The sequence below is a fragment of the Thalassobius sp. MITS945101 genome (assembly GCF_047123305.1).
Classification (GTDB): domain Bacteria; phylum Pseudomonadota; class Alphaproteobacteria; order Rhodobacterales; family Rhodobacteraceae; genus Thalassobius.
Map to the genome: position 1 here is coordinate 4,034,310 of NZ_CP138918.1, position 26,129 is coordinate 4,060,438.

The following is a 26,129-nucleotide window of genomic DNA, read 5'->3' on the forward strand; positions in this document are numbered from 1 at the left end:
GGGGTAGGCCCCAACGGCAAGTCCCTAGAACCTTCATGTTACATACATAACAGTCAACAGTGTTTTGGTATGTGCATACCAATATAATTTTGGTATGGTCGCTCCGAACCACGACTGCCAAGGGGTCCGGTCGGGCAAAAGGGACTGCGAATGAGCGCAAATATTTCTGAGGCAATTGCCAACGCCAAACAGCCGTTTACCAAGCTGGAACAACGGGTTGCCACCTACCTGACCTCTCGCCCCGAAGCGGTTGCACTGGAGACCAGCGCAGAAATTGCCAGCAAGCTGCAGGTCAGCCCAATGACGGTGAGCCGGTTCTTCAAAAAGCTCGGATTTTCCGATCTGAACGCGCTACGGGCCGATGTACGCAGCAACCTCTACGGGCCGACCTCGGCACGAATCGGCAGCCGCTTCAAGAGCTTCAAACAGGCGACCCAAAGCCGCGACGAAGACCGCGACCGCGCCATCGCCGACGCGGCAATCGGCACAGCGCTTGATCTCCGCGCCACTGAAGGCTGGCGTCAGGCCGTCGACCATGTGGCCCATTCCGAAAGTGTGATGATGGTTGGATTTCAGGTGATGCAGTATCTGGCCAACGGCTTTGCGATGCGGCTGAAATACCTACGGTCAAACGTTGTGTTTCTGGACGGCACTGACGGGGTTTACGCCGAGGTTTTTGGCGATGAAGCCAAAACCAAAACGCTGATCATCATCGACACATTTCGCTATGGCAACCAAGGCCCTATTCTGGCCAAGGCCGCGCGGGAGCGTGGTTTTAAGGTCATCCTGTTCTGCGATGAATTCTGCGATTGGGGCAGCGAACTGAGCGATGTGATGCTGCCCTACCCAAACGAAGGCCATTTTTTTTTGCCCTTCCCGACCGGCATCCATTTTGGCCTGAACCTGCTGTATCAGGACGTTGTTGCCGCCCTTGGGGACAGTGCCCGCGACAAGGTAGAACGGGTGGCAAAATCTCAGGATCTGTTTGGCAATTTCATACCCGAATGAGGGGATACCGAAGGACAGCCTATTGGCCCAACAGCCCGATAATTTCCTGCATTAACAAGGCGAAATCCTGCGCGGCCTCCGGTGTGGCCGCGCTGACCTGGCTGTGGTCGCTCAAAAACGCAGCCATCGTCAATTCCCCATCCGTCAATGCCATGAGCGCCGCATAAGATGTGACCAGCGTGGCAGCCACGTCTTGGTCAATCGGCTTCTCACTGTATCGCACAGTGGCCGTTCCGTTCTTGGCCGACAGGTATATGTTTTCCGCATCGACAACAATGCGCGCGTCCAACTGCAGGCCGGCGGGCACCACCCGCTTGGCTGCCAAGCCCAAGGTTGTCGCAACTGTGCGCAGGTTTCCGGGGGCAATGACATCCCCTTCGGGACCAAAATTTGCCCCAAACATCGCCAGTTCAAAAACAACATCCGAAGCTTTTTGCCCCAATGCCGTGAGAACATAGACAGTGACCCCATGCTCCAGCTCTTGCTGGGTGATCAGACCGTCGCGGGTCAACTTATTCAGCCGTTCTGTCAGCAGATTGGCCGCGATGCCTTTCAGCCCTTTTTGCAACTCCGAAAACCGCGCGGGCCCCGCCATCAGGTCACGCAGAATTAGCAGGGTCCACCTGTCGCCGATCCGGTCAAGCGCCCGCGCGATGGGGCACAACAGCTTGTAAGAACGTGTCTTTGCCATGGGGTCCTCTTTCCGATCCCTTATCGCCAAAGGGTCCTGCAATGTGCAGTGCGCATAGCTCACAAAAACGTTACTTTAAAAAATAAAGCAATCGATTTACTTATTTATGCAGCATCATTTTGGAGCACGAACATGTCAACCAAGCCAAACATATTGGTCACTAGCGCCGCAGGCAAAACCGGCCTGCATGTGGTGCTACAGCTGCGCGAGAAAGGATTTCCTGTCCGCGCCTTCATCCGCAAAAGGGACCACCGGTCTGATCTGCTGGCCGAGGCTGGTGCAGAGCTGTTTGAGGGCAATCAATACGCCATCACCGATATGCGCCGTGCGATTGAGGGCATGCAGCGGGCCTATCAATGTGCCCCGACAGCCCCCAACGGGTTGCACTTCAGCGCAGTCTTCACGGCTGCAGCGCATGAGGCCCGGCTGGAACATGTTGTCACCCTTGGCCAATGGCTCACGGCCGCCGATCACCCCTCACTATTCACCCGTGAAGTCTACCTTGCAGATCACTTGGCCGATCTCTCGCCCCACACAAGTGTCACAAAGGTGAACCCGGGCTGGTTTGCAGACAACTATATGATGGGTCTGGGGCTAGCGGCGCAACTGGGTCTTTTCGCAATGCCCCTGGGCGCGGGGGATCAGGCCAAAAACGCCGCCCCTTCAAATGAGGATATCGCAAGGGTTGTTGTTGCGGCCTTAACGGATCCAGCGCGCCACGCCGGCAAAAGCTACCGGCCAACCGGACAGAAACTGACCTCCCCCAATGAGATCGCCGAGACCATGGGCCGCGTTTTGGGGCACAGGGTGCGCTACATGGATGTCTCGCAAAACATGATGGTTAAGGCGCTCAGGGCCTGGCCACCCGCGAACTATTCTGAAGCGGCTGTGTCGCAATTGGCCATCTACGCCGAAGAGTATCGCCGCGGCACCTTTGCCATCAATGCCCCCACTGAGGATGTCGAAGCCGTCACCGGGCAAAAGCCGAAGAGTCTTGAAGAGATCGTCGCACAGGCCGTTGCCGCCCAGCCAGCGATGCGCCGGAAGTGGTTGCGCCGGGCCTCCGGGCTGGCCGCATTTGCCAAGGTTCTGCTCACCCCGCGGCTCGACCTGCAACGGGTTCAACAAGATCGCGATTACGTCACCCTCTCCGCCCCCCGCTTCAGTCAGGACTGCGCAGAGTGGCGCGCTCATCACCACCCCTCCCCCCCAACGCACTAACCCGATCACAGGAGACCACCATGTCCAATCCCGCAACCACACATCCAACCAGCACCACGGCCCTCAAGGACCGCAACCGTTTATTTGCAGAAGGTTTTTCAGATGCGGATCTGCCCATCCTGCCAAAGCTGCGCACCGTTGTTCTGACCTGCGTTGATGCCCGCGTCGATCCGGCCCATGTGCTGGGGATCGATCTGGGAGACGCCGTTGTGATGCGCAACAATGGCGGGCGGATCACCGATGAAGCGCTTCAGGAAATTGCAACTTTGGCCTTCATGGTCGCCATGTTGGACGGCGACAGCCCCGGCCCGTTCGAGGTCATGATCATGCAGCACACCCAATGCGGCGCAGAGCGTTTCGCCGACCCCCAGTTCCAACGGGTCATCAAAGGCAAACTTGGCATTGATGTGGCAGGCTCTGCCATTACCGACCACGAAGAATGCCTGCGGAACGACATTGAACGCCTGCGCAATGCGCCGGAAGTGCCGCCCCATGTGGTTGTCTCAGGATTTATCTACGACGTCGCCACGGGCCAGGCCCGCGAAATTGTGCCTGCAGCGGCCCTGGCCTAAGGGGCGTCGCGTTTAGTGAGGACAGCGCGAGCAAAAGAATAGAGGGGCACGTGTAGAACGCAACATGGCACCGCCCTTCTCAACCGCTCCTTAGCGCGCACAGCACCCTTTGGTTCAGTCTGCTCACGTAACCTTGGAACCGTCTCTAAGCTCCTCCTGAGGAATGCGAATTGATCCAATCAGGCACAATGCCCTTTCAAAATAGTGCCGGCGAGATCGCCGATCAGAGCCCCAAACGGTCATTCAAACAAAGCGCTCTAACGGTCGCCGAGCGGACTTTGCGGCCGTTCGATTATCGCTAACTTAAGACTTTTTCAAAGCAGATAGAGTTGTCGCGGCCAACATATTTCCCGTAATTCTCAACCTGTTTGTATTTATGTTTCTTGTAGAAGTTCACTGCCCTGTGATTGGCGATCCGCGTGGACAACCAAATCTTCGCGTAACCAAGGTCTGTCGCACGATCCTCAAGAGCCCGAAGTATGAGCGATCCCGTGCCGCTTTCAGCGTACATCCTCTTAAGTTCCACGATTTCTTCAGAAACTGGCCTCAGCGCGCCACATGCAATTGGAATGTCACTGTCGTATCCAACAACAAAAGCTGAGCGAGTTTGCCGGACATCATCGGCATCGAAAGATGATTGCCCAGTATCGTCAATAACTCCCAGAAGAGTTTCTGAAAGCCGTGAAAGAACGCTTTTAGCGTCAGGGTGATCTGGGTCACATACCATAATCTTCATGGGAATTTTCTACTTTGAACGGGGTCGATGCCGCAATGCGGAAAGATGTGAGATGGACTCAATTTGGACTTTCGCCGCAACCGTTACAAGCTGTCGCTTACAGCCAAGTCAGCAACTCGCACTCTGAACCAAGGGCGGAAATGTGAATGCGCCGCGTCGCAGTAAAACTTGTGAAACCCTAAACGGACTTTCGTTTCCAGCAAGTGTCGAAGGCCCTGTCATCAGAACGCACATAGAAACGAGAACCTTGGTGCAATTGAACTTCTGCCCAGAATGGCGGCAACGGGCGCGGTCCTGTGATTTCTTCACGCAGGCCGAAAGTGGGCAGAGCCATCGGAAGGCTCCGCCCACGAAATTGCTCTAGTTCAGAGACTTAATTACCTCGTTTTCAATCCATGCGCGTTGTCCAGCCACATCGGCATAGACACCTGCAAAGCCCGGCAATCCGCATCCACGCCCCCATGACACAATGCCGGTCAACACCGGGGCGGCCAGTTGATTGCTGTTGGCCCCGGTTGTTGGGCGGTGGAACAACACGCCACCGCTGTCTCCCTGGCAACTGTCGAACCCGCCCGAAACGAAGCCGGTACAGAACGAAGTGGCGTGCACGTCCCAACCGATCCCCGAATAGGTCGCTTTGCAGGCTGCCTGATCACTGTAGGGCACACGTACAGGCATCAGGAATTGCGACAGAAACCCATTTTCGGTGGTTCCCCAGCCCATAACAGAATGGGCCGCCGTGACGCTTTTGTAGCTGGCTACATCCGCAGGGTGGGGCAGCGCGATCGAACGCGGGTTTGCACCATCGGGCACGGGATTGGGCGCCTCTGACAAGATCAGAATCGCGATATCATTTGCCATCGTGTCGTCGTCATAGTCGGGATGGGGAATTATCTTTTCAACCTGTTGCACAACTTTGCCCACGGCAGCGATGTTTGTGTTGCCACTCACAACTTCGAGCCCGGCTATTTCTGTCACACTTCCGGATTTTTGGGTCACACAATGGGCCGCCGTGAGCATCACGCGAGGGCGCGGATCACCTGCATCCCAACTTTTGACCACATCGACCTTTTTTCCAGATGTGTCGGTTATCTTGTCGATGACCGGTGACACAAGCACACCACCGCAGAAATGCCCGCGCGGAATCGGAGGACCATTCCGTTGAAGCGAAGCCGCGAACTCCCAGGTTCCTGCGTCAAGTTCATCGAAAACATAGTCGCCGTTGATGATCCTTGGCCTCGATCGCGCTGCCTGACCGCCCGTGAGCGGCGCGTTTTGAATCGCAAGTGCCGTTCGCTGAGCCTGCGCGGCACGTTCGCGATGCTCGGAGCATGTCGCGCGATTGTGCCTGTGCTGCCATGGCCGTCGCACCAGCAAGCAGCACGGCAATAAGTGTGGTTTGAGTCACTCGCATATCAATTTCCTTTTGGTTGGGATTAAAGTTGAGAAGACATCAGGACGGTGTTGATCCAGGCCCGGACGCTTGGTGGTGTGGTAAAAACGTTGATGCCACCGGCCCCGCATCCACCATGCGTGGCGGCTCGTAAAACGATGGCAACAAGCTGTGGTGTGCCATCCGGTGCGATTGCGTAAGTGCCAGCCCCGGAATCGCCTGAGCAGCTGTCAGTTTCGGCTTGGGGGTCCGCAAAAATCATCTCGACACCCGGTACACAGCCAAATTCGGTCTGCTGCACTGCCGTCTTGCAATGTCGAGCGATCATTTCGCCAAACAGGACGGTCTTATGACCTCCGTCACGCTCATGATCATTGCGGCCAAAACCTGCGATCCAAAGCCGGCGGTTCGCATCAAGCACTTCTTGATCAGCAAGGGCCGCGATGGTTTCGAAACCGTTCAATTCGAGCGGACGCCGCAATTTGACCAACACGAGATCGCGTTGCGCATAGGTGTTGTACCGCGCCTCAATCCAGTCAAGGACCGTCTGCGGGATGTCGGCGGTGCCATCTCGCGCCTTATCAAGGTCATCAACAAAGGGTCGCGGAATGGCTTTCCATGCCGCGCGCGCAATGCAAAACGCAAACGACGGGGGACTGCCAGGAACATCACCGAAATAATACCGTTCGGACGAGATTGGCACGCTTGAAGTTGGGGTCGGATTGGCTTGCGCATTGCCAACGAAACGCGCCTCAAGTTGGGCGATGCCGTATCGGTTGGGTGTTACATTGCCAAGGCTCGCGGTCTGTGGCGCGCCATCACATGTGCAATGGGCAGCCGTCAGCACCCATTGGGGTGCCACAAGCACGCCCGAACATTGTACGGCCCCATCATTGTGCAACGAGACAGCGGACATGAAACAGGGAAATGTCCCATCTGGCCCACAACCTGGGCGCGCTGCAATTCCCATGAAGTCATTCTGACTGGATTCTCGGCGCACAGCCCCGCCGCCCAAAGTGTCCAACGCCGCGACACGGATTTCCGGGACAGGCGTGATAGACGGCGCGCCTGCAAATCCTGTTCCGGGCCCCACGCTTTCAATTGTTCCGTCGCGCGGAACGCCCGTGAACCCGGCGCCAATTCCGACGTTTTTTTGCTCCTCTGGCAGAGTTTCCCAAAATCGGGCGTAGGCCTCGGCCGCCCAATTGTCACCCGGAGCGGCCGTAAACAGAACGTTGGCGGCCTCCGTCTCCGCGTATGTTGGATAGGCTTTTAGTATCAACCGGTCGTCGTAGGCGACTGGCAACAGCTCAATGCGATAGCCATGGCCAAAAGCTTTTTCGGTCGCAGCAAGTACCTTCTCAGCGTAATGACCCGTCAGGTAGCCCTCCATTTCTGCTTTGCCGATGAAACGGATTGCGTGCGTGCAAACGCCGCCAAAGCGTGTTGGCCCTGAAGTGTTCCTGCAAGGGGAGCCATCTTGGCCGTGGCCCAGGCAGGTGACGCCGCTCGCTGTGTCACTGCCCTTAGGTGCTGCGCGGACTGCGCTTTGGAAAAGGGGGCCTCCGCCCCCCATAGCGGCGTGAGCAACGGTTCAGATGAGGCTGACTGTGCTGCCAGCAAGACCGGCGTGACGATCAAAGCGGTTGTCACTATGGCTATGCGATTAATTTTGAAAATCTTTGACATCGCTTTCCTCACTTTGAAGGTTTCCTGGTTGGCTTCCGGGCTTATTCTGCCGGGGCGGCGTTGACCGTTGCCAAGCGCGCGCAGGACCGGCCTGTGCCGTCTCCATGGCCGCACAGCCTCACGATCACGGCAATCGGTATGTGTTTGGAGGTCGATGCAAAAATCGCAGCGCTACCTGTGTCTGCAGGGCGGGGCCTTTGCACTTTTCGGGTTTTGGCAAGGACATCCAAAACGGAGTGTGGCGTTGCTTTGGTCGCGTCCGGGTTTTCTGTGTTCAGCGCAGTCAACAGATCGGTTTCGGCCGTGTCAGCGACCTTTGTATTCGATAACGCGTTCGGCTGGGCCGACAGCACAATGCTGAGCGCCTTGTCATGCAAAAATTGTGTCTGTTTGTTGGAAAGTTTCGGGTGTGCCCCGGCGATCTCAGAACGTCTGGTCTCGATCGTAGTCTGCGCAGGTGACAGCGCATTGACATGGCCGGAAGTCGTTGGGATCCAGCGATTAAGATGTCTCGGCTCGGCTTTATTGGTAGACACCATCCTGTCCCCCACCACATGGTTCGCTCAACCGTGCGGTGGGGTCGTCAAAGTGGCGTCAACCAAACGTGAATTCCAGAGATTGTCGATCGGTTACGCCCCAAAGAAATGCCGCTATGGTGAATCCAGCACTGGGAACAACACGTCCCACGCATGCGTATCTATGTGCTGTGTCGAAAGCGCCCCATACCCTGCCTCGGGCACCTCTGGTCGCGAGCCATGGGTCACCTCTGCGTAGCTCGAAAACCGCCGCCCCCAGCTGTTTCGAAACAAAAACCAGCCATGGGATGGGTTGGAAGAATCGGCTTGATACCCCACCAGACACACTGAGTGCCCACCCAGCGGAGGTGGCATCTGCCCCGAGGCATCCGGCTGCGGATCCGGGATGATACCGGTGTCCCAACCCGCACCGATTTCCCACAGGCTGGTTTTCCCATAAGGAAAAATGGGCAGCGATATGATCACCGGCAGCTTTTGCGACAGCACGAGATGCAGCGCCAGCGACAGCCTGTCTGTTGACCGCTTTACCGACGGAGGCAAGAATACTCGGTAAAACATGGCATCAGCAGGGATGTGTCGCGCCGCCGAGCCATCATAATCATCCGCATCAGGATGGGTAAAATCAGAACGTTCTTCTCTCCAAGCATAGGGCAGCTCGGCTTCAAGGCATGCCCCTACGGAAGACAACGCATCCGACGCCTGATCAAGCACCGTTGCCCCCGATTTGTAGCCCGGAATACTGTCCGCATCCAATGGCGCAAAATCTCCGCGCATCTTGGCATACAGATATTCCTCCGACAGGTCTGGCAATGGCTTGCTGGCCCAAAATCGCAACAACTTGTACATTGAAAGCGCGGCAAAGGCGTTGCAAGTGCCGCGATAAGGACCTTGATCCAGCACGCGCCAGTCTGGCGGCATTGGCCAAATAACATCCTCAGACAGCGCAGCTATATTGGCATCCACCCCAAGCGCCGATGATACAGACGGAAGGATCTGGCCGTCGTCATCCGTCGGCAGAGGCATGGTCTGGCTGCGGGATGACTTGGTCCGGTCGAGTTTCTCGTCCAGTACTGCGCCATAGGCAAATTGCTGGCGTGTCATTCCCCTGCCTCCTTATAGCTGTTTCTTAGAACGCTGGATGGCAGCGCCGCACCCGTAGCACCCAAACTTCCAAGCTCTGCTGTGACCGACTGCTTCAACGTCTGCACCACGGGTGTCTGCAGCAGCGCGGGTGCAAGTGTTGCAGACAAGGTCTTACCGGCCTCGGTGTCTGCTCGGTAATGCAGCGCGGCGACCTCTCGGTTTTCCGAAATACGGCCTGCCAAGGCATCGAGGTAAGGTTTTACCTCCTCCGCCGCGGCCGGCAAAGCGTCTGATAGCACCGCCGTCAGAAGATGTGACTGCGTGGCATGGTTCGACGGAAAGGATGCATGTGGTGGTGTCGGCAAAGACGGGAAGAACGCCGGATACACCTGAACCGGGCGTGGCCTGTTGTGCTGTTTCTTGTAACGCAAACCAAAAATACCACCGATCTGCACCGTCAGCGACATCAGCACCATCGTCGCACGATGCGTGGCCACCCCAAGCGATAGCAAATTGTAATAATAATGCTCAAATGAGGCGGACTGGTCGATAATTTCAGGCAACCGCGTCCGTAAATGCCGGCCTCTCAAATTCACAATGTCTTCGATATCCGCTCGCGTTGCAGCGCCCGCATGCCTATTTAAAAGTGTCGGCGTTAGGGCAGCCTGATCCATTGTCGCCAGTATGTCGGGGATCATGGACTGCGCTTCCAAATTGACGCTCCAAGCATCGTCGGGGAACTGGGTGTTGTTCCGCAGCCGAAAGTCTATCTCGGGGTTTGCCGGCAGCGGCTCCATCAAGTCGGTGGGGGCCATGGCCGTTCCCATACCTACACCAGCGTGAACGCCCCCATGCACGCCGCCGTGAACACCACCATGCACGCCACCATGAACACCGCCATGCACGCCACCATGCGCCGATGAATAGAACATTTTGTATCCTCCGTTGATTGCCCTTCATGTCAGATCACCTGAGCGTCAAGGCAGCGTCAAAGGAACGGGAGAGGCAGGCCGTTCAGGCAGGCAGACCAGATTCGAGCAGCGCGTCACCATAGTCCGCACGAGACTGTTCATTCCGAAAGGCGACCTTTGGAACATGCTCTGACACCCGGAACGCGGGATCTTGCTCGAGAAGAACCATCGCCAGCCGCGCTGCTTCTCCTACGTCCCCATTTCGTTGCAAGGCAGCGATGGTCATACGCAGATTCGACGTATAGCGAGGATTGAGTTTGTAGGCCGACAGTCCGCTTTGGCAGGCCGCGTCAAAGCGCCCCGCTGAAAATTGCGCGATGCTTAGGAAGTGTAGATTCCGAAACATGAACGGATCTTGTGGAGACAGCCACAATGCGCGTTCGCCATTGGCGATCCCCTGCTCGGCTTGATCGGTAAAGGCCAGCGATGGAACCGACCAAATCAGTGTATCGGAATCGTTCGGCAGCAGCTCCATTGACCGGTCAAGCATGTCCAGCGCGTTGTCATATTCGCGGTAGGTAATCACCAGATGGTGGGCCAGCAAAGCCAATGACCGCGCGTCCGTTGGGTCGAGGGATAAGGCACGGCGCGCCAGACGTTCCAGTTCGGCTCCGCTGGCACTGGGATCATCAGACCACCCTTGCCATACATGTATGCTGTGCCATTCAGCCAGCAGCGCGTAGGCCTGGGCAAAATATGGCGCTTTTTCGATTGTTCTTTCCAACAGAGTTCGCGCCTGCGCAAACCCATAAAGATCTAACTGGAATAGGGCTTGGCGAGCACGCAAATACAAATGATAGGGTTCAAGATCGTCCACCGGCAACCCATGGCTGCGCTTCAGTTCAGCCAACTGAACAGTGGGCAAGACTGATGATGCAATACGCGTCGCCATGTCGTTTTGATGTTCAAGTATGCCACCCCCCTTGAACCGATCCATCCGCGCGCGTTCGACACCGTTGCTCAAAGTGTCAATAAGCTGCGTCGCTACCCGTGTTTCGTCAGGAAGCTGATAGAGCTTTCCTACAAGCACATAGCGCACGCCAAGCGCCGCTCCGATATCCTGTGGGTCTGGCAATTGGCCAACATAATGGCGGGTCGAATTTGATGAAATCAACCGCGGGATTGGGCCGCTGGCCAACAGACAGGTGATTTCATCCAGCAGGCCTAACGCCACATAATCCGGTACGCTGTCCGGGCCCAGTGTCTCAAATGGCAAGACCGCGATCCCTTCGCGATCAATGAGCTGTGGTGGCTGTGTGGGGATGGGCGCGGGCGGTGCGCCAGCCTCCAACAGTTTGATTTCGATGGCCAACTTTTGGGTTTCGGCCGAGGGCTCGATATCCAAATCTTTGTCCAACCGATGAAATAGGGCATCATAAACGCGCAAGGCCGCCGCGTTCTGCCCATCTTCCACATATAGACGCATAAGTGTGCGGGCACAGGTCTCATTGAATTCATCCAACTGCACAGCAGCTTCGGCAAGTTCTATTTGCGCTTTCTTGTCGGCTTTTTCCATCTGGCTGCCGCTGGTCAGCGCATCCAGAACCCGTTTTCTGATCTGCAGGCGCACATTGTGCACCCACTCTTCTATTTCCGATCCAATGTCATCCAATTCAGACAGAAGCGCATCAATCATTTGCAGTCGTGCGGGTGTCGAAGTGGGCCATTTGCCGCGCGACAGCGCCCCGATCAGCTGATCTATATCTGTTGTGACTTGATCGGTGTTCACTCGGATATCGACCTTGCCAAGCACAACCAGCTGGTCAAAAGCGGTGCCCATCTGCTTGCGCAGGTCAAATAGGCTGGTGCGCAGTGACGCTCGTGCCTGCTGTAAAGGAACATTGGGCCAAATCAGTTGCGCCAGATCCGCGCGAGCATGGATTTTCGATCCGTCCAGAAACAGCTTGGCTAGCAAAGCCCGATTTTTGCGGCTAGCAATCCGCAAATCGCTGCCTGCGTGACGAACGGACAGGCCATCGAAGATCAACAGCGAGATTTCACCCTCAATTGGCCGTTGTTCCATTGCTATTAAGTTCCCCACGAACCGGCGCCCAATTTCCCGGACCGCCCCCACTTTCTTGAATAACCAGTCTAAACAAGCAAATAGAAGTATATGCGTTTGTGATTAACTAAATCAACGCTGCCAACACGTGTGGCCTTGGTCAGTCGTAGAACCAGTATTCACGCTCCAAGAAACGGGAAACCTCTATCAACCAACCCAAACGATACCATTGATTTCGTACACAAATACTTCCCACTCAAACATCTTACAGCAACTTTTTGTGACGCCGCGTGGGGCACAAGTTGCCAAGACCTTCCCAATCGCTTTCGCAGAACACGGCTTGTGCTGCGTCGCTCTGACAGGACGAAAATTCCCGTTTGACATGGCCTAGGGCTTGATGTCACAACCGCCTCAGATGGTTCCCGGAACGCAATTCGCAGGCCGGGATGAAAAGGGAACACGGTGCGGTGTAGCCATTAGGCGCCAATTCCGTGACTGCCCCCGCAACTGTAAGCGGTGTGCAGACCTCAAATGCCACTGGGTCCCAGACCCGGGAAGGTGAGGTCCGCCAACAGCCGCAAGTCAGGAGACCTGCCATCTGGAACGTCTTTGACGTTAAACCTTAACTCAACCCGGGCGGGGTGACCCGGATAGGAGGCCAAGATGGCTCTATTGGCATGTGAATGCCCGGCATACAGGTTGTCCTGTGCGCACCCCGCGATATCGCGGAGGGCGAGATGCACCGGACCAAACCCCACAGAATTACTGTTTGCACATCCTGCCGACATACCGGCGAGACCTGCCGCCCCGGCTATCAGCTGATCGATCAGCTGCGCGCCGCAATTGCGGCAGCGGGGGATATGATTGCCGAAGACTTCGAGGTGTCTGGCGTGGCCTGTATGGCGGGCTGCAAACGCCCCTGCACTGTGGCCTATCATGCCAGCCAGAAGGCAACCTACCTGTTTGGCGATATCGAACCGGATGTCGATATTGACGATCTGGTGGATTTTGCCCGCCAGTACGCCGTGTTGCACGACGGCTGGTGCAGTTCGGTCGACCGACCCGGCAAGCTGCGCAAATCCACATTGGCCCGTGTCCCCGCCAGTTTCATGGCGCTGGAAGCGACAGAGGTTTTGGCCTCATGAGCGCCGCCTCGCTGTCCCTTGAGCAGGTCACCTGGGCGCCGCGCAAACGTGATCCCTTGTTACTGCAGGAAACCAGTCTGACCTTGGAGGCCGGGCAAGTGCTTGGAATCGTTGGCCCCAATGGGGCTGGAAAAACAACGCTCCTGCGGTTGATCTACGGCTACAATCGCCCCACCAGTGGTACGATCCGGATCGACGGGCAATCGATCAACACCCTGCCCCCGCGGGCTTTGGCGCGCAAAGTGGCGGCCGTCTTGCAGGAACAGCCCACCGATTTTGCCCTGACCGTGCGTGACATTGTTGCGCTGGGACGGGTGCCGCACCGGTTGGGATTCTCCACGCCGGGGCAGCGTGACGATGAGATCATCGAAGCTGCACTGACCCGCATGGACCTGCAAACCCTGTCGCATCGCTGCCTGTCCACCCTTTCAGGCGGCGAGCGTCAGCGGGTCATGGTGGCACGCGCCCTGGCCCAGGAGCCGCAGATTTTGGTGCTGGACGAGCCGACCAACCACCTGGACATCCGCCACCAGCTGGAAGTGCTGCAACTGATCCGCGAGCTTGACCTGACGATTGTGACCTCCCTGCATGACCTGAACCTCACTGCGGAGGTCTGCGATCGGGTGCTGGTCTTGCAAAGTGGCGCGCCGCAGAGTTTTGGCCCCCCGCGCGAAGCGCTGAGTGAACAGCTGGTGTCGCAAACCTTCGGAGTGTTCACCCAGCGCGACCAACTCACCCAAAGCCGCAAGGCGCACCTGACATTTCAACTCCACACCTAAGCAATGAGGAAATCATGAAGAACCTAACTCTGGCCACCGGTCTGAGCCTGATCGCGAGCGCAGCCGTCGCCGATACCGCTGCCGAAATCACGGTCGACAGTTGCAACCGACAAGTCACGTTCGACGCTCCGCCCAAGGCAGCCATTTCAAATGACGTCAACCTGACAGAGATGATGCTGGCCCTAGGGCTGGCAGATCGCATGGTCGGCTACACCGGGATTTCGGGCTGGAAAACACTGGATGAAGAGATGCGTTCGGGCATTGACGCCCTGCCCGAACTGTCCGCCAAATACCCCAGCAAAGAAGTGCTGATCGGTGCCGATGCGGATTTCTATTTTGCCGGCTGGAACTATGGCATGAAGGTTGGCGGCGAAGTGACGCCCGAAACGCTCGCCCCCTTTGGCATTGACGTTTACGAGCTGACTGAAAGCTGCATCCATATTGGCGACAAACCCAAAGTCAGCATGGACGACATGTACAACGACCTGCGCAACCTCGGTAAAATCTTCGACGTGGAAGACAAGGCCACCGCGCTGATCGAAGGCTATCAGGCCGAACTGACGGCCTTTACTGATGGCCTCGAAACCGGTGATCCGCTGCGGGTGTTTGTCTATGACAGCGGCGAGGATACACCTTTCACTGCTGGTCTTTACGCCATGCCGACCGCATTGATCGAAGCCGCCGGTGGTACAAACATCATGGATGACTTTGAGAAAAGCTGGGGCACGGTCACCTGGGAAGCCGTGGTCGAGCGCAACCCCGAAGTGGTGGTGATCGTGAACTACGGCAATGTCACCGCGGCCGAAAAACGGGCCTTCATGATGAGCAACCCGGCCTTTGCCGACCTGGATGCCGTGAAAAACGACCGCTTCGTGGTGTTGGAATATGTCGAAGCCACCCCAGGTCCGCGCAACATCAACGCGGTTCAGAAACTCGCTGCCGGATTCTGGGGTCAATAAGATGCAGACAGGACAGCGCCGCCATCTCACCCTGGGCTTGATCCTCGTTTTGGGTGCGCTCGCCCTGGCATTGTCCTTGTCTGTCGCCATCTCGGTGGGCGCGGTTTCCGTGCCCTTCGGCACCGTCTGGGGCGTCTTGTTCGACAAAATCGGGCTCGCTTGGGCTGAGCCCAGCTGGTCAAAGGGCCGCGCCGCCATTGTCTGGGACATCCGCTTTCCACGTGCTTTGCTGGCGGTGATGGTCGGCGCGGGCCTTGCGCTGGTGGGGGCCGCGTTGCAGGCTGTGACCCGCAACAATCTGGCCGACCCACATCTGTTGGGCATCTCTTCCGGTGCCGCCTTTGGCGCTATCCTTGCGCTTTTGCACACCGGCCTGTTCCTTGGGCTTTTGACGGTCCCAACCCTCGCGTTCTGCGGGGCATTGGCCGCAACCGCATTGGTTTTGGGCACCGCCCGTCTGGCTGAGGCCACCAGCGCCGACCGGCTGGTCTTGACCGGCGTTGCTGTGTCCTTTGTCATCATGGCAGGTGCCAACGTGTTGATCTTCCTCGGCGATCCCCGTGCCACGCACACGGTGGTGTTCTGGATGCTGGGCGGGTTGGGGTTGGCCCAATGGGGGCATTTGATCTACCCGCTGGCCGTTTTAATGCCCTGTATGCTCTGGCTCTGGCTGCAGGCCCCCAAGCTCAACGCTATGACCATTGGGGATGAAACCGCCGCAACGCTGGGCATTCCCGTTGCCCGGTTCCGTCTGACCGTCTTTGTCGCCGGGGCGCTGATCACCGGTGCGATGGTCGCCTTTTCCGGCATGATCGGTTTTGTCGGGTTGATGGTGCCGCATATTGTGCGGCCGCTCACCGGCGGGGATTACTTTCGGGTGCTGCCGGTCGCAGCGCTGTTTGGCGGCATATTTCTGCTTTGGGCCGATATCGCCGCCCGCACCCTGATGGCTCCAGAAGACATGCCCATCGGCATTGTCACCGGTCTGGTAGGGGGGCTTTTCTTTATCGCCTTGCTGCGGCGGAAGTGATCGACGCCAAACGGCTGAAGCCATGTCAATCCGCCGGGGGATGGCACCGAAGCGCTGGCCCGTCATCTTCCCCTCTTTTCCGACCAAGCAAGCAATGCTAAACGCAAAAAGGGCCAGAGGGCGATGGCGTCGCTCGGGAAAACCATCCTTGGCCCAAACCACATCCTGCACGCCGGGACTTTCAATCGGGAGATTGGAGGCCCCGCCCCCACTCCCCCAGAAATGGAGGCAGGAAATGGCCTGGTCACCGGAAAAAACCGAAGTCAAAAGTTGGAATGAGTGGGACACCCTGCGCCACGTGATTGTGGGTCGCGCGGATGATTGTCACATCCCGCCCGAAGAGCCGGCGCTGGATGCAAAAGTCCCTGAAGACAGTGACATGCGTGGCCAGTGGGGCCGCCGCCCGCAAGAGACCATTGACCGCGCCAATGAGCTTTTGGACGGCTTTGCCAACCAGCTGCGACAACGTGGGATCCGCGTCGACCGTCCCACCTCCATCGACCATTCTTTGCCCGCCACCACACCGGATTTTCACACCGACAGCCAGTTCGGCTGCATGCCACCCCGCGACGTTCTGTTGACGGTTGGTCATGAGATTCTGGAAGCAACGATGTCTTATCGCTGCCGCTGGTTCGAGTACCTCAACTACCGGCCGTTGATGCAGCAGTATTGGGACGAAGATCCAAAGTTTCGCCATGAAGCTGCCCCCAAACCACGTCTGACCGACGCCGACTACCATCCCGATTACCTGAGCGAAAAAATCGGTGTGGAAAAACGGCTGCAATGGGCCGCGGAAAAGTTCTTCGTCACCACCGAAGAAGAGCCGCTGTTCGACGCCGCGGATGTGCTGCGTTTCGGTCGCGATCTGGTGGTCCAGCATGGTTTCACCACCAACCTCAAAGGCATTGAATGGCTGCGCCGTCACTTCCCCGAACACCGCGTTCATACTGTCAATTTTCCCGGCGACCCCTACCCGATCCATATCGATGCCACCTTCACACCGCTACGCCCCGGACTGATCCTGAACAACCCGCAACGCCACCTGCCGGACGCGCAACGAGACATGTTTGAAAAGAACGGCTGGGAGATTGTCGACGCGGCCCAACCCGCGCATAACACCCCGCCGCCGCTGTGCTATTCCTCGACCTGGCTGTCGATGAACGTTCTGGTGCTGGATCCCAAAACGGTCTGTGTCGAAAAATCAGAAGTGTATCAGGCCGAGCAAATGGACAAACTTGGCATGGAAGTGGTCGAGGTAGAGCTGCGAGACGCCTACGCCTTTGGCGGAGGTTTGCATTGCTGCACCGCTGACGTCTACCGCGACGGCGAATGCGAGGACTATTTCCCAAATCTCTAAGCCACTCAGTGGCAAAGGGGCCGGTCTGAAATGGCCGGGCCTGTTGCATCAGATCATTCCCGATGCACCACGCTCTGTTCCAGCCAACCACAGAATGCTCTGGCATCTGGCCGGTCTGCCCGCCGCGCCAGATAGTACCCCTCTTTCCCGGTGACGCTGGCATCGGTAGCAAAGACAACACTCCCCGCGCGCGCCGCTTGCTGGGCCAACAGCGAAGGCACAAGCGCAACACCCTGCCCATCTGCCGCCAACCGCAACGCCAACCCATAAGAGTCGGCAAATATCCGGGGCTGAATTTCCTCCAGACCCAAAAGCCCGGTTTCCTGCGCAAACCGTGCCCAGCCGGCAGAGGTGCCGACCGCATCGATAAGACAACCCTGCCGCCAATCCCCTGCAAAATCAGCTGCATGGACAGGAACCAACGCCAAATTCCCCAATTGCCGTGCCCCATGACCAACTTGTTTTTGCGAACCAAACCGAATCTCCACATCCGCACGTGTTGCTTGGTAATCATCGGGCCAAATCGTTGACAAAAACCTAACGGAAAGTCCCTTTTGAGTCGCAAGGAAGGCCGACAGCCGCGGGCTGATCAGCCAATCGATGACACTCACCGAAGCTGCAATGGTTAACACAGACTGGTTCTGGGGCAGGTCAAACCCTGCCGTTGCGTCCGCAATTGTCCCCAGTGCCACCTCGATCTGCGGCAGCAGGCGCCGCCCCTCATCGGTCAGGATTAATCGTCGTGCTTCGCGCCGAAACAACAGGGTATTAAGCCGCATTTCCAACGACTTAATCTGTTGACTGACTGCAGATTGCGTCATCCCGATCTCTTGCGCGGCGAGGGTAAAGCTCAGATGCCTTGCAGCGGCTTCGAACGAGCGAAACCAGGTCAGCGGGGGAAGCGATCGGGCCATGACAAATCCCTAACATTAGTTTTTCTAATACCTGAGACTCATTTTTCTTCGTTTGTCAAAACACGGCCCCGATCTCACACTTATCTGGTGCAGCAGACAGGAGGTGCATGTGTCACTGGACATCCGAAAAATCGTTACCTACGAAGAAGATACCCGTACGGAAGGGTTCAAATCTGTCCCCACCCCCTGGCGTATGTTTGCCGTCTCCGCGGTAGTCACAAACCCTTGGGCGGGAAAATTTATACCCGACCTGCAACCAAAAATTAACGAATTGGCACCTAAGCTGGGTCAGATCCTGACCGACCGCATCGTGCAATTGGCAGGTGGCGCGGAGAGCATTGAGGCCTATGGCAAAGCGGCAGTTGTCGGGCTTGATGGCGAGGTGGAACATGGTTCGGGCCTGATCCACACTTTGAAATTTGGCAACTTTTACAGGGAGGCCGTGCAAGCAACATCTTATCTGGCCTTTAGCAACACCCGTGGACCGGCAAACGCCAATGTCGCAGTGCCGATGATGGACCTGCATGATGCTGGCCGGCGGTCGCACTATTTGACACTCCAGTTTGCGATTCCAGACGCGCCGCGCGCGGACGAGATCGTTGTGACGCTTGGCGGGGCGTCGGGCGGGCGTCCTCATCATCGCATCGGGGACCGGTATCAGGATCTGAAGGAGCTGGGTCATGATCTGGACAACCCGGCCGCGGTCTAACCTTGCCACCCTTCGCGCCATATGCGCAGGGCACGGACCTAGGATCGTGTTACTGCACGGCGTCGGGCTGCGGGCGGAGGCTTGGAACCCCGTGATCGATGCTCTTGTGGAGCACGGATACCAGGTCATCGCGCCCGATATGCCGGGTCATGGCAGCCCGCCGATGCAATTGGCAGATGTCGCGGCCTACGCTGAAGTCATTCGCCGCGCCCTGCCCGAAGACGGCTGCCCGACGGTGTGCATCGGCCATTCAATGGGGGCAATGATTGCCTTGGATCTGGCGGAAAATTCACCGGAGGCCGCTTGCGGAGTCGTTGCCGTAAACGCTGTGTTTAATCGGTCCCCCGCTGCTTCCCGTGCGGTTGTGAAACGTGCTGAGACGCTTGATGGTCGCAGGCTGCCTGATCCCGCCCCGACCTTGCAGCGGTGGTTCGGCGAATGGCCGTCGGCTGAACGGGAGCGCTGTGAACGCTGGCTAACATCGGTCGACGCCAAAGGATACCAGCAGGCCTATCGCTGCTTCGCATCCGCGCGGATCCCCTCACACCAATCGTTGCAAAACCTGCAATGCCCCAGCCTGTTTGTAACCGGCGCGCAGGATCCGAATTCGACAGCTGAGATGTCGCAACACATGGCGAAAATCGCACCAAATGGGCATGCCGAAATCATTCAAGACGCAGCTCATATGATGCCGATGACCCACGCGGCGCAGCTCATCCCCATCCTGCTCCCCTTTTTGGAGACCTGTTTCGATGGCCACTAACCCCCAGATTGACCCACGTGCACTGCGAGAGGCCTTTGGCACATTCATGACGGGTGTTGTCATTGTGACAAGCCGTTCCCCAGATGGCATCCCGATCGGCTTCACCGCCAATTCCTTCAGTTCCGTGTCCTTGGACCCGCCGATGCTTTTGGTTTGCCCCGGGAAATTTTTAACTCAATATCAGAACTTTACGGAATGCAGCCACTTCGCCGTATCGATCTTGAACGAAGACCAAGAGGCGATTTCCAACGCCTTTGCAGGCAGATCGACAGACCGTTTCGCGGAAACGCAATGGCATTGTGGGCCAGACAATATGCCCCTCATCACCGACGCTCTGGCGCATTTTTGCTGCAGACGGGAACAATCAATTGTGGCCGGAGATCATGCCGTCCTTCTTGGTGAAATAACAGCATTCAACAGCACGCCGGGTCTGCCACTGGGCTATCACCGAGGAACCTATGTAAACCTCACACGGGAACGCGACACCGCTGCAATTACAGCGCGGCAACGCTGCGTTGGCGCCTTGCTGCACGACGGAGAAACCGTTTTTTGCCAGGCTGATGGATCAGAATTGAGCCTCCCTGCCCTCCAAGTGCCTGCTGGTGCAAACCCACGTGACACACTGCAAGATCATTTGAACGCGATGGGGATCGTGGCGCAGCTCGGGCAGGTCTATTCGGTGTTCCAGGATCAGCAAACGGGGCAAGAGCATTGCTATTACCTTGCCCAGCTTGACCCCCACCGATCCAACGTAGCCCTGACAGCCGTTGAGCAAGGCGACCTCTGCCAACGGCCGCTGAACAACCCAGCAATCACCAGCATGGTGAAACGTTACCTCAGCGAGGTGAAAAGCGGCGGCTTTAGCCTCTATCTCGGCGATGAGGAACGCGGCGACTTACACGATCTCAACCTGCGGAGGACGTAATGGATTTTTCACTTTTTGCCCATATGGAACGATTGAACCCCGCGGAACGGGCTGATCAGCTGTACGAGGATTTTGCCGGTCTTTGCGAAATGGCGGACCAGGGTGGCATGCGCGTAGTCTGGACAGGGGAACATCACGGGATGGAGTTCACAATTGCCCCTAACCCGTTCCTTTCATTGGTCGATCTCTCACATCGGACAAAGAATATTCGTCTTGGAACCGGCACGGTGATCGCCCCCTTCTGGCATCCGATAAAGCTGGCCGGCGAAGCGGCTGCGGCGGATCTGATCACCAACGGGCGGATCGAATTGGGGATCGCACGTGGCGCATATGTTTACGAATATGAACGGCTGATGCCGGGGATGGATGCCTGGGACGCTGGCCAGCGCATGCGGGAAATCGCCCCGCTGCTACCGGCGCTCTGGCGTGGAGATTGCGCCCACGAAGGCGTCTATTTCCAGTTTCCCACCACGACCTCGGCACCGAAGCCACGCCAGCCGGATGGCCCCCCGATCTGGATCGCTGCGCGTGATCCCAACAGCCATGAATTTGGCGTTGAAAACGGCTTCAACATTCAGGTCACCCCTTTGTGGCAGGGCATGACGGAAATCGAAACCCTCATGCAGAGGTTCCGGGCAGCCTGCGATAAACACGTAGGGAAGCGCCCTAAAATCATGCTGTTGCACCACAGCTACGTGGGCTCAGATTCAGCCGATGTTGACCGCGCCTTGGGCGATTTCCAACGGTACTACAACTACTTCGGGGCTTGGTTTCAAAACAAACGCCCTGTGCATCAAGGCCACATCGCCCCCCTCAGCGACGCCGAGATCGCCGCCAATCCGATGTTTACGCGCGAAAAACTGGCTGAGGACCTGACGGTTGGCACCGCGCAACAAGTGATCGACCAGCTTAAACGCTACGAGGATCTGGGCTACGATGAATTCTCTTTCTGGATCGACTCGGGGATGAGCATCGATCGCAAACGCGCTTCGCTTGCGCGGTTTATTGACGACGTCATGCCAGCATTTCAGTGAGGCCCAAGATGGATTTACCACATTACCAACTTTTCATTGACGGCGCCTGGTGTGACGGATCGCGCGGCCAGACCATGTTGTCACAAAATCCAGCCACTGGGGAAGACTGGGCCCGTTTTGCCTGCGCCGCCCCCGAAGATGTGAACCGTGCCGTTGCCGCGGCCCGGCGCATGCTGGACGCGCCGGTTTGGCGGGATATGAGCCAGACCGCACGTGGTAAGCTGTTGCATCGATTGGCAGATCTGATTGAAAAGCGAGCCGCCGAAATTGGCGAAGTGGAAACCCGCGACAGTGGAAAGCTGCTGGCAGAAACGGTGGCGCAAACGGGATATGTGAGCGACTATTACCGCTATTACGCTGGCCTGGCAGATAAAATCGAAGGCGCTGTGCTGCCGATCGACAAGCCAGATATGCATGTTTTCACCCGCCGTGCGCCGATTGGTGTGGTGGCCGCTGTGGTACCTTGGAACGCGCAAATGTTCCTCACTGCCACCAAATTGGGCCCCGCGCTGGCCGCCGGTTGCACCGTGGTCCTGAAGGCCTCGGAACAGGCCCCCGCGCCGATGTTTGAGTTTGCCAAACTGGTTCACGAGGCGGGCTTCCCCGCTGGGGTGGTTTCAGTGATCACCGGCGATGCAGAGGGCTGTGCGATCCCGCTGACGCGGCACCCGGACGTGGACCGGATCGCCTTTACCGGAGGGCCGGAAACAGCCCGCCATGTGGTGCGCAATTCGGCCGAAAGCTTCGCGGTTACCTCTCTGGAATTGGGCGGAAAATCCCCGATCATTGTCTTTGATGACGCCGATGTCGAAGCCGCCGCAAACGGGCTGATTGCTGGCAACTTCGGGGCCTCGGGTCAAAGCTGTGTTGCGGGGTCTCGCGGGCTGGTTCAGCGCGGCATTTACGACACGCTCGTGGCCCGGATCGTGGCAAAGTCACGTGACATCCGCGTCGGAGACCCCACGCAGGCCGGCACCCACGTCGGCCCGCTCTGCACCCCGGCGCAAGTTGAAAATATCTTGGCGACGTTAGCGAAATCGAAAGGTCAGGGCGCCACAATCCGAGCCGGAGGCGCAGCGCTGGATCGACCCGGTAACTACATGGTGCCGACATTGGTGGAATGCCCGCACCCTGATGTCGAAACCCTGAAGGTTGAGATGTTCGGCCCGGTGATGTCCCTCCTGCCGTTTGACACTGAGGAGGAGGCGATAGAACTGGCAAATGACACGGTCTACGGGCTGGGATCAGGGGTGTTTACGCAGAATCTGGCGCGCGCGCATCGTGTGTCCGGCCAGCTACGCGCGGGCATCTGCTGGGTGAACACCTACCGCGCAGTGTCGCCGATTGCGCCCTTTGGTGGGTTCAACCAATCTGGTTATGGGCGCGAAGCGGGCTTGGAGGCCATCTTGGACTACACTCGCACACGAACCACCTGGATCAGCACTTCGGACCAACCGATGGCGAACCCTTTTGTCATGCGATGAGACCCACGGTAAACCGGGCGCAGTACGACATCTTTAGCGGTAAGTCCGTTGTGACAACCGCACCTTCTGCAACAACTTGTCCAGCATCGAAAGAAACACCGTTGCAGCATCGCTATTGGCAGTTTTGGGGTTGCGCAGCAGGTAGATATCCACCGCCGGCAAATCCGTCAGCGGAGGCAGCTGACGCAGACGGCCAGCCTCGACGTTACGGGCGTCAACATGAACTGGCAGGGCACCGATCCCGATGTTTGCCATGATCATGCGCCGCAGTTCGGGCAGGTTCGAGGACACGCGCTGCCATTCCTTTACCAAAGCTGCCGGAGCAGGCGCGTTTGCCCGCTACTCGCTGTCGCTGAGCTCCGGCCTGTCAGCCGCAGATGAGCTGCAAAGCACCAAAAGACAAAGGACAAAGGCACGATCCCATCGCCCTGTTGGACGCCTAACCATCGTTCAACTTCGTGAACGACCAAAACGAAGGGGTCGGTTTTGACCCAGCCATCGGTGACGAGATCGGCTGACGTCTGGGCGTTGAGCTTGCGGTGATCACCACCGCCTGGGACGGCATCATCGGTGACCTAGTGGCGGGCAAATACGACACCATTGTCGGTTCGATGTCGATCACTGAAGAACGCAGACAAGTTGTCGACTTCGTTGCCCCCAACAGCCGGAAATACCCTTAGGTTTTTGCGGCTAAAAGTCGTGCTTGGCCGCTCTGATCGGGCTGAAAGACGTCAGAGTCCGGCGGGGTGACCTCTTGGGAAACCCACAAAGCCAAGGCCCTGGATCAAGGCTACAAGATACGCATCGGCAATGGCCTGCCGGAACCACCGCTGGAGCTAGAGGCGGGCCGCATCAATACGTCCATCACAAACCATATTCAGGTGCTTCGGACGATCAGATGGACAAACGCCCGGTCAGACGGCTCAACACCTCGTCGCTGTTGGGTGTTGCCGACGAAGGGGGCAGCCATCCTTCAGGGCGGCCCCGACCCGGCCAATGCCATGCAAGACGCGCTGGACGCCATGCAGGCGGATGGCGCCTATCTGACCATTGCGAACTACTGGGCGGGTGACGACATCCGTTAACCTCTGACCTGTGCCCTCGGTTCAGCACAGCGCTCGAGGCACCTCGGCCTCCCCCTCGGCATGTCCGGTGCCCGAATGGCCGGGCATATCCTACTGGAGGACAAACGCCGCGGCGCAAAATGGGGGCGGTGTCTATGTGTGTTGGCGGCGGTCAGGGGGCGGCGGGGCTGTTCGAGGTTTTCTGACACGCTCCAGCCCAAATCCCCGATATCCCCAGCAACTTGAGATTTTTCTTTGTCCGTTCCCCTGCTTCGTGTACGAAGGAATTAGTAATAGGCTAACGGAGACAGTTTGGTGCCACGTCGACGCAGTGAGATGCTCACGGATGTAGAATTGGAATTGATGATTGCCCTGTGGCAGATCGGTTCAGGATCCGTGCGCGATGTGATGGACGCGCTCTCGGGCGATACCAAACGGGCCTATACCTCGGTTGCCACGATCCTGAAGATCCTCGACGACAAAGGCTATGTGACGGCCGCGCGCAAAGAGCGCAGTCTGATCTACACCCCGGCCGTCGAACGCAGCGATTATGAGGGCAAGTCTCTGAAGAACCTGTCAGATTCCCTGTTTGGAGGAACTCCGACTGCGCTGGTGGCGCGGTTGGTGGATAACGAGGAGCTGACAGATGAGATGATCCAAGAGATCAAGGCGATCATTGAGACGAGGATCAGAAAGGATGACGGCTGAACACTTCGTAGGGGGGATGGTCTGGGTCCAGATATTGGTCCTATTGGCCGCAATTGTTTTTGCCATCTTTGATGGTGTCTTCGCACTGGCGGGCCAGCGGCGAAATTTCCTGACGCGACGACGATTGGGAATCACATCCATTGTGGCGCTGGGTCTGGTGCCCTTCGCCTTGCCGTGGCTGCTGGCCACCAGCTACGCCACCTCGATCAACGCCACCGAGGTGTTGGTGTCGCAGTACCTCAAAGGCAACCTGTCGATGAGCGCTTCTGAGGTGACTTCGATCCTGTCGTTGAAAACCAACTGGGTTGATCAGATCACCCGTCTTGACGGCTGGGCTGCGCAGATGATTGCCGCGGTATTTGTCAGCACTTTTGTGGCCCGCTCGGCCTATCTGGGCCTCAACATTCTGCGCATCCGTCGCGCGATTTCTGCCGGACACATCCTGCGCCAAAGCCGCCGGGTGCGGATTGTGGTCAGCCCGGCCGTGTCGGTGCCCTTCTCCACCCGCGGGCTGTGGCGCTACTACGTTGTGCTGCCGACGGGTTTCCTTGGCGAAAGCGATGCCATGCAAATGTCCATTGGCCATGAGATGCAGCATATCCGCCAAGGCGACGTCGACGCCGAAGTTGCGGTCTCGCTGGCCTCGCCGTTCCTGGTGCTGAACCCCGGCTACTGGTTCCTGACCACCCGCTTGCGCAAATTGGGTGAACTGGCCTGTGACCGCGCCTACCTGCGCCGGCGTCAATTTGACCCGCACGGCTATTCGATGCGGCTGCTGGCCGTGGCCCGTCGCAGCCGCACCGCGCATGCCCAGCCTGCCGCCTTTGGGGTGCCGCTGGTGGGCCGCGCCCTGCCCTTCCTGGGCCGCCGGTCCATGCTGAAAGACCGGATCCTGGAAATTGCAGCCGATCAGGCCGATCCCCGTGGTGACACCCGTCTGTTGGCACTGGGGCTGTCGGCATTGATGGTGGGGGCGGTTCTGGCTGCCGCCACAGCCATTGCCCAGCCCAAGGACTGGAGCCACGACCGTATTATGCTGTCGACGGTGGCCAATCTGGAGCGGTTGAATCAGCTCAACACACTGGCGCAACGCAGCTGGTGACAACGCTAAGCCAATCGATTGAAGGGCGGCCCTGCGGGGCCGCCTTTTCTTTGTCTGCAACCTCACCAAAGGGTACGGCATTGTGCGGCACCAAGGCCGCAGACCGACGCGCATCACCGGGCCGTCTCCGAGCACGGGCACGGGCACGGGCACGGGCACGGTGAATTGTATGACCGCGGCGTATCGCCGAGAAGCGTTACGGATGTGACCAGATTAAGCGCCACACCACTTGCGCCGCTCGCCGCCGCGCGGCC

General features: G+C 57.9%; 27 protein-coding genes, 1 pseudogene and 1 riboswitch. Of the genes and pseudogenes, 18 read left to right on the plus strand and 10 right to left on the minus strand.

All coding sequences use genetic code 11. The features are described from left to right. Positions 1 to 150 precede the first annotated feature (150 nt). Positions 151 to 1,008 carry a MurR/RpiR family transcriptional regulator gene (locus SIC14_RS19730; protein WP_412563610.1) on the plus strand — a complete coding sequence of 286 codons (858 nt, stop codon included), beginning with the start codon at positions 151 to 153 and terminating at the stop codon, positions 1,006 to 1,008. Positions 1,009 to 1,027: 19 nt separating this feature from the next. Here the strand turns inward: SIC14_RS19730 and SIC14_RS19735 are convergent, their stop codons facing one another. After that, the gene (locus tag SIC14_RS19735; protein WP_412563611.1) at positions 1,028 to 1,699 is read right to left on the minus strand and encodes a winged helix-turn-helix transcriptional regulator; all 672 of its coding nucleotides are present in this window, start codon (positions 1,697 to 1,699) and stop codon (positions 1,028 to 1,030) included. A 132-nt stretch (positions 1,700 to 1,831) separates the two neighbouring features. On the opposite strand from SIC14_RS19735, the gene SIC14_RS19740 reads away from it, so the two are divergent. Next, positions 1,832 to 2,920, plus strand: a complete 1,089-nt coding sequence (locus SIC14_RS19740; RefSeq protein ID WP_412563612.1) for an NmrA family NAD(P)-binding protein — start codon at positions 1,832 to 1,834, stop codon at positions 2,918 to 2,920. 20 nt (positions 2,921 to 2,940) lie between these two features. Next, positions 2,941 to 3,492, plus strand: a complete 552-nt coding sequence (locus tag SIC14_RS19745) for a carbonic anhydrase (protein ID WP_412563613.1) — start codon at positions 2,941 to 2,943, stop codon at positions 3,490 to 3,492. Positions 3,493 to 3,790: 298 nt separating this feature from the next. Here SIC14_RS19745 and SIC14_RS19750 read toward each other — a convergent pair whose 3' ends face one another. The 7 genes from SIC14_RS19750 to SIC14_RS19780 form a co-directional block, all read right to left on the minus strand. After that, positions 3,791 to 4,228 (minus strand): GNAT family N-acetyltransferase, encoded by a 438-nt coding sequence (locus tag SIC14_RS19750; RefSeq protein ID WP_412563614.1) that lies wholly within the window; start codon positions 4,226 to 4,228, stop codon positions 3,791 to 3,793. A gap of 360 nt (positions 4,229 to 4,588) precedes the next feature. Next, positions 4,589 to 5,341 carry a serine protease gene (locus SIC14_RS19755; RefSeq protein WP_412563615.1) on the minus strand — a complete coding sequence of 251 codons (753 nt, stop codon included), beginning with the start codon at positions 5,339 to 5,341 and terminating at the stop codon, positions 4,589 to 4,591. A 323-nt stretch (positions 5,342 to 5,664) separates the two neighbouring features. Further along, entirely contained in the window at positions 5,665 to 7,014 is a 1,350-nt protein-coding gene (locus tag SIC14_RS19760) for a trypsin-like serine protease (RefSeq protein ID WP_412563616.1), read from the minus strand. Between the two features lie 337 nt (positions 7,015 to 7,351). Continuing rightward, entirely contained in the window at positions 7,352 to 7,849 is a 498-nt protein-coding gene (locus SIC14_RS19765; RefSeq protein ID WP_412563617.1) for a hypothetical protein, read from the minus strand. A gap of 111 nt (positions 7,850 to 7,960) precedes the next feature. Next, a complete protein-coding gene (locus SIC14_RS19770; protein ID WP_412563618.1) occupies positions 7,961 to 8,947 on the minus strand; it encodes a hypothetical protein in 987 nt (328 codons plus the stop codon). Next, the gene (locus SIC14_RS19775; RefSeq protein ID WP_412563619.1) at positions 8,944 to 9,861 is read right to left on the minus strand and encodes a hypothetical protein; all 918 of its coding nucleotides are present in this window, start codon (positions 9,859 to 9,861) and stop codon (positions 8,944 to 8,946) included. The genes SIC14_RS19770 and SIC14_RS19775 overlap by 4 nt, the downstream gene beginning before the upstream one ends. Before the next feature lie 82 nt (positions 9,862 to 9,943). After that, complete coding sequence (locus SIC14_RS19780; protein ID WP_412563620.1) at positions 9,944 to 11,923, minus strand: BTAD domain-containing putative transcriptional regulator; 1,980 nt, start codon at positions 11,921 to 11,923, stop codon at positions 9,944 to 9,946. 378 nt (positions 11,924 to 12,301) lie between these two features. Then, a riboswitch (cobalamin riboswitch) is annotated at positions 12,302 to 12,516 on the plus strand. Positions 12,517 to 12,639: 123 nt separating this feature from the next. Here SIC14_RS19780 and SIC14_RS19785 point away from each other — a divergent pair. The 5 genes from SIC14_RS19785 to SIC14_RS19805 all read left to right on the plus strand — a co-directional run bounded on the left by SIC14_RS19785 (position 12,640) and on the right by SIC14_RS19805 (position 17,172). After that, positions 12,640 to 13,047: a DUF1636 family protein gene (locus SIC14_RS19785; RefSeq protein WP_412563621.1), complete on the plus strand. Its 408-nt coding sequence runs from the start codon at positions 12,640 to 12,642 to the stop codon at positions 13,045 to 13,047. After that, positions 13,044 to 13,826, plus strand: coding sequence for an ABC transporter ATP-binding protein (locus SIC14_RS19790; protein ID WP_412563622.1), 783 nt, complete (start codon positions 13,044 to 13,046; stop codon positions 13,824 to 13,826). Before SIC14_RS19785 ends, SIC14_RS19790 begins: the two co-directional genes overlap by 4 nt. 14 nt (positions 13,827 to 13,840) lie before the next feature. Next, positions 13,841 to 14,785, plus strand: coding sequence for an ABC transporter substrate-binding protein (locus SIC14_RS19795; RefSeq protein WP_412563623.1), 945 nt, complete (start codon positions 13,841 to 13,843; stop codon positions 14,783 to 14,785). Between the two features lies 1 nt (position 14,786). Beyond that, a complete protein-coding gene (locus tag SIC14_RS19800) occupies positions 14,787 to 15,815 on the plus strand; it encodes a FecCD family ABC transporter permease (RefSeq protein ID WP_412563624.1) in 1,029 nt (342 codons plus the stop codon). 235 nt (positions 15,816 to 16,050) lie between these two features. Continuing rightward, on the plus strand, positions 16,051 to 17,172 hold the full coding sequence (locus SIC14_RS19805) for a serine/threonine protein kinase (RefSeq protein WP_412563625.1): 1,122 nt from the start codon (positions 16,051 to 16,053) through the stop codon (positions 17,170 to 17,172). A gap of 53 nt (positions 17,173 to 17,225) precedes the next feature. Here SIC14_RS19805 and SIC14_RS19810 read toward each other — a convergent pair whose 3' ends face one another. After that, positions 17,226 to 18,086, minus strand: a complete 861-nt coding sequence (locus SIC14_RS19810) for a LysR family transcriptional regulator (protein ID WP_412563626.1) — start codon at positions 18,084 to 18,086, stop codon at positions 17,226 to 17,228. 109 nt (positions 18,087 to 18,195) lie between these two features. Between SIC14_RS19810 and SIC14_RS19815 the strand changes: the two genes are divergently transcribed. Genes SIC14_RS19815 through SIC14_RS19835 form a run of 5 tightly spaced genes read left to right on the plus strand, consistent with a single transcriptional unit; the run spans position 18,196 to position 23,001 of the window. Continuing rightward, positions 18,196 to 18,795 (plus strand): amino acid synthesis family protein, encoded by a 600-nt coding sequence (locus SIC14_RS19815; RefSeq protein WP_412563627.1) that lies wholly within the window; start codon positions 18,196 to 18,198, stop codon positions 18,793 to 18,795. Beyond that, complete coding sequence (locus tag SIC14_RS19820; protein WP_412563628.1) at positions 18,767 to 19,558, plus strand: alpha/beta fold hydrolase; 792 nt, start codon at positions 18,767 to 18,769, stop codon at positions 19,556 to 19,558. Before SIC14_RS19815 ends, SIC14_RS19820 begins: the two co-directional genes overlap by 29 nt. Next, the gene (locus SIC14_RS19825; protein WP_412563629.1) at positions 19,548 to 20,483 is read left to right on the plus strand and encodes a flavin reductase family protein; all 936 of its coding nucleotides are present in this window, start codon (positions 19,548 to 19,550) and stop codon (positions 20,481 to 20,483) included. Before SIC14_RS19820 ends, SIC14_RS19825 begins: the two co-directional genes overlap by 11 nt. Further along, the gene (locus tag SIC14_RS19830) at positions 20,483 to 21,517 is read left to right on the plus strand and encodes an LLM class flavin-dependent oxidoreductase (RefSeq protein ID WP_412563630.1); all 1,035 of its coding nucleotides are present in this window, start codon (positions 20,483 to 20,485) and stop codon (positions 21,515 to 21,517) included. Before SIC14_RS19825 ends, SIC14_RS19830 begins: the two co-directional genes overlap by 1 nt. Positions 21,518 to 21,525: 8 nt before the next feature. Further along, positions 21,526 to 23,001, plus strand: coding sequence for an aldehyde dehydrogenase (locus SIC14_RS19835; protein ID WP_412563631.1), 1,476 nt, complete (start codon positions 21,526 to 21,528; stop codon positions 22,999 to 23,001). Positions 23,002 to 23,034: 33 nt separating this feature from the next. Here the strand turns inward: SIC14_RS19835 and SIC14_RS19840 are convergent, their stop codons facing one another. Then, entirely contained in the window at positions 23,035 to 23,292 is a 258-nt protein-coding gene (locus SIC14_RS19840) for a LysR substrate-binding domain-containing protein (protein WP_412563632.1), read from the minus strand. 248 nt (positions 23,293 to 23,540) lie between these two features. Between SIC14_RS19840 and SIC14_RS19845 the strand changes: the two genes are divergently transcribed. The 5 genes and pseudogenes from SIC14_RS19845 to SIC14_RS19865 all read left to right on the plus strand — a co-directional run bounded on the left by SIC14_RS19845 (position 23,541) and on the right by SIC14_RS19865 (position 25,875). After that, positions 23,541 to 23,681: a transporter substrate-binding domain-containing protein gene (locus SIC14_RS19845; RefSeq protein ID WP_412563633.1), complete on the plus strand. Its 141-nt coding sequence runs from the start codon at positions 23,541 to 23,543 to the stop codon at positions 23,679 to 23,681. A 66-nt stretch (positions 23,682 to 23,747) separates the two neighbouring features. Further along, positions 23,748 to 24,086, plus strand: a complete 339-nt coding sequence (locus SIC14_RS19850) for a hypothetical protein (protein WP_412563634.1) — start codon at positions 23,748 to 23,750, stop codon at positions 24,084 to 24,086. A gap of 42 nt (positions 24,087 to 24,128) precedes the next feature. After that, positions 24,129 to 24,271, plus strand: a pseudogene (locus tag SIC14_RS19855) (acetyl-CoA C-acyltransferase); the annotation flags it as partial. Between the two features lie 109 nt (positions 24,272 to 24,380). Next, entirely contained in the window at positions 24,381 to 24,773 is a 393-nt protein-coding gene (locus SIC14_RS19860; RefSeq protein WP_412563635.1) for a BlaI/MecI/CopY family transcriptional regulator, read from the plus strand. Next, positions 24,763 to 25,875, plus strand: a complete 1,113-nt coding sequence (locus SIC14_RS19865; protein ID WP_412563636.1) for a M56 family metallopeptidase — start codon at positions 24,763 to 24,765, stop codon at positions 25,873 to 25,875. Before SIC14_RS19860 ends, SIC14_RS19865 begins: the two co-directional genes overlap by 11 nt. Positions 25,876 to 26,129: the final 254 nt, after the last annotated feature.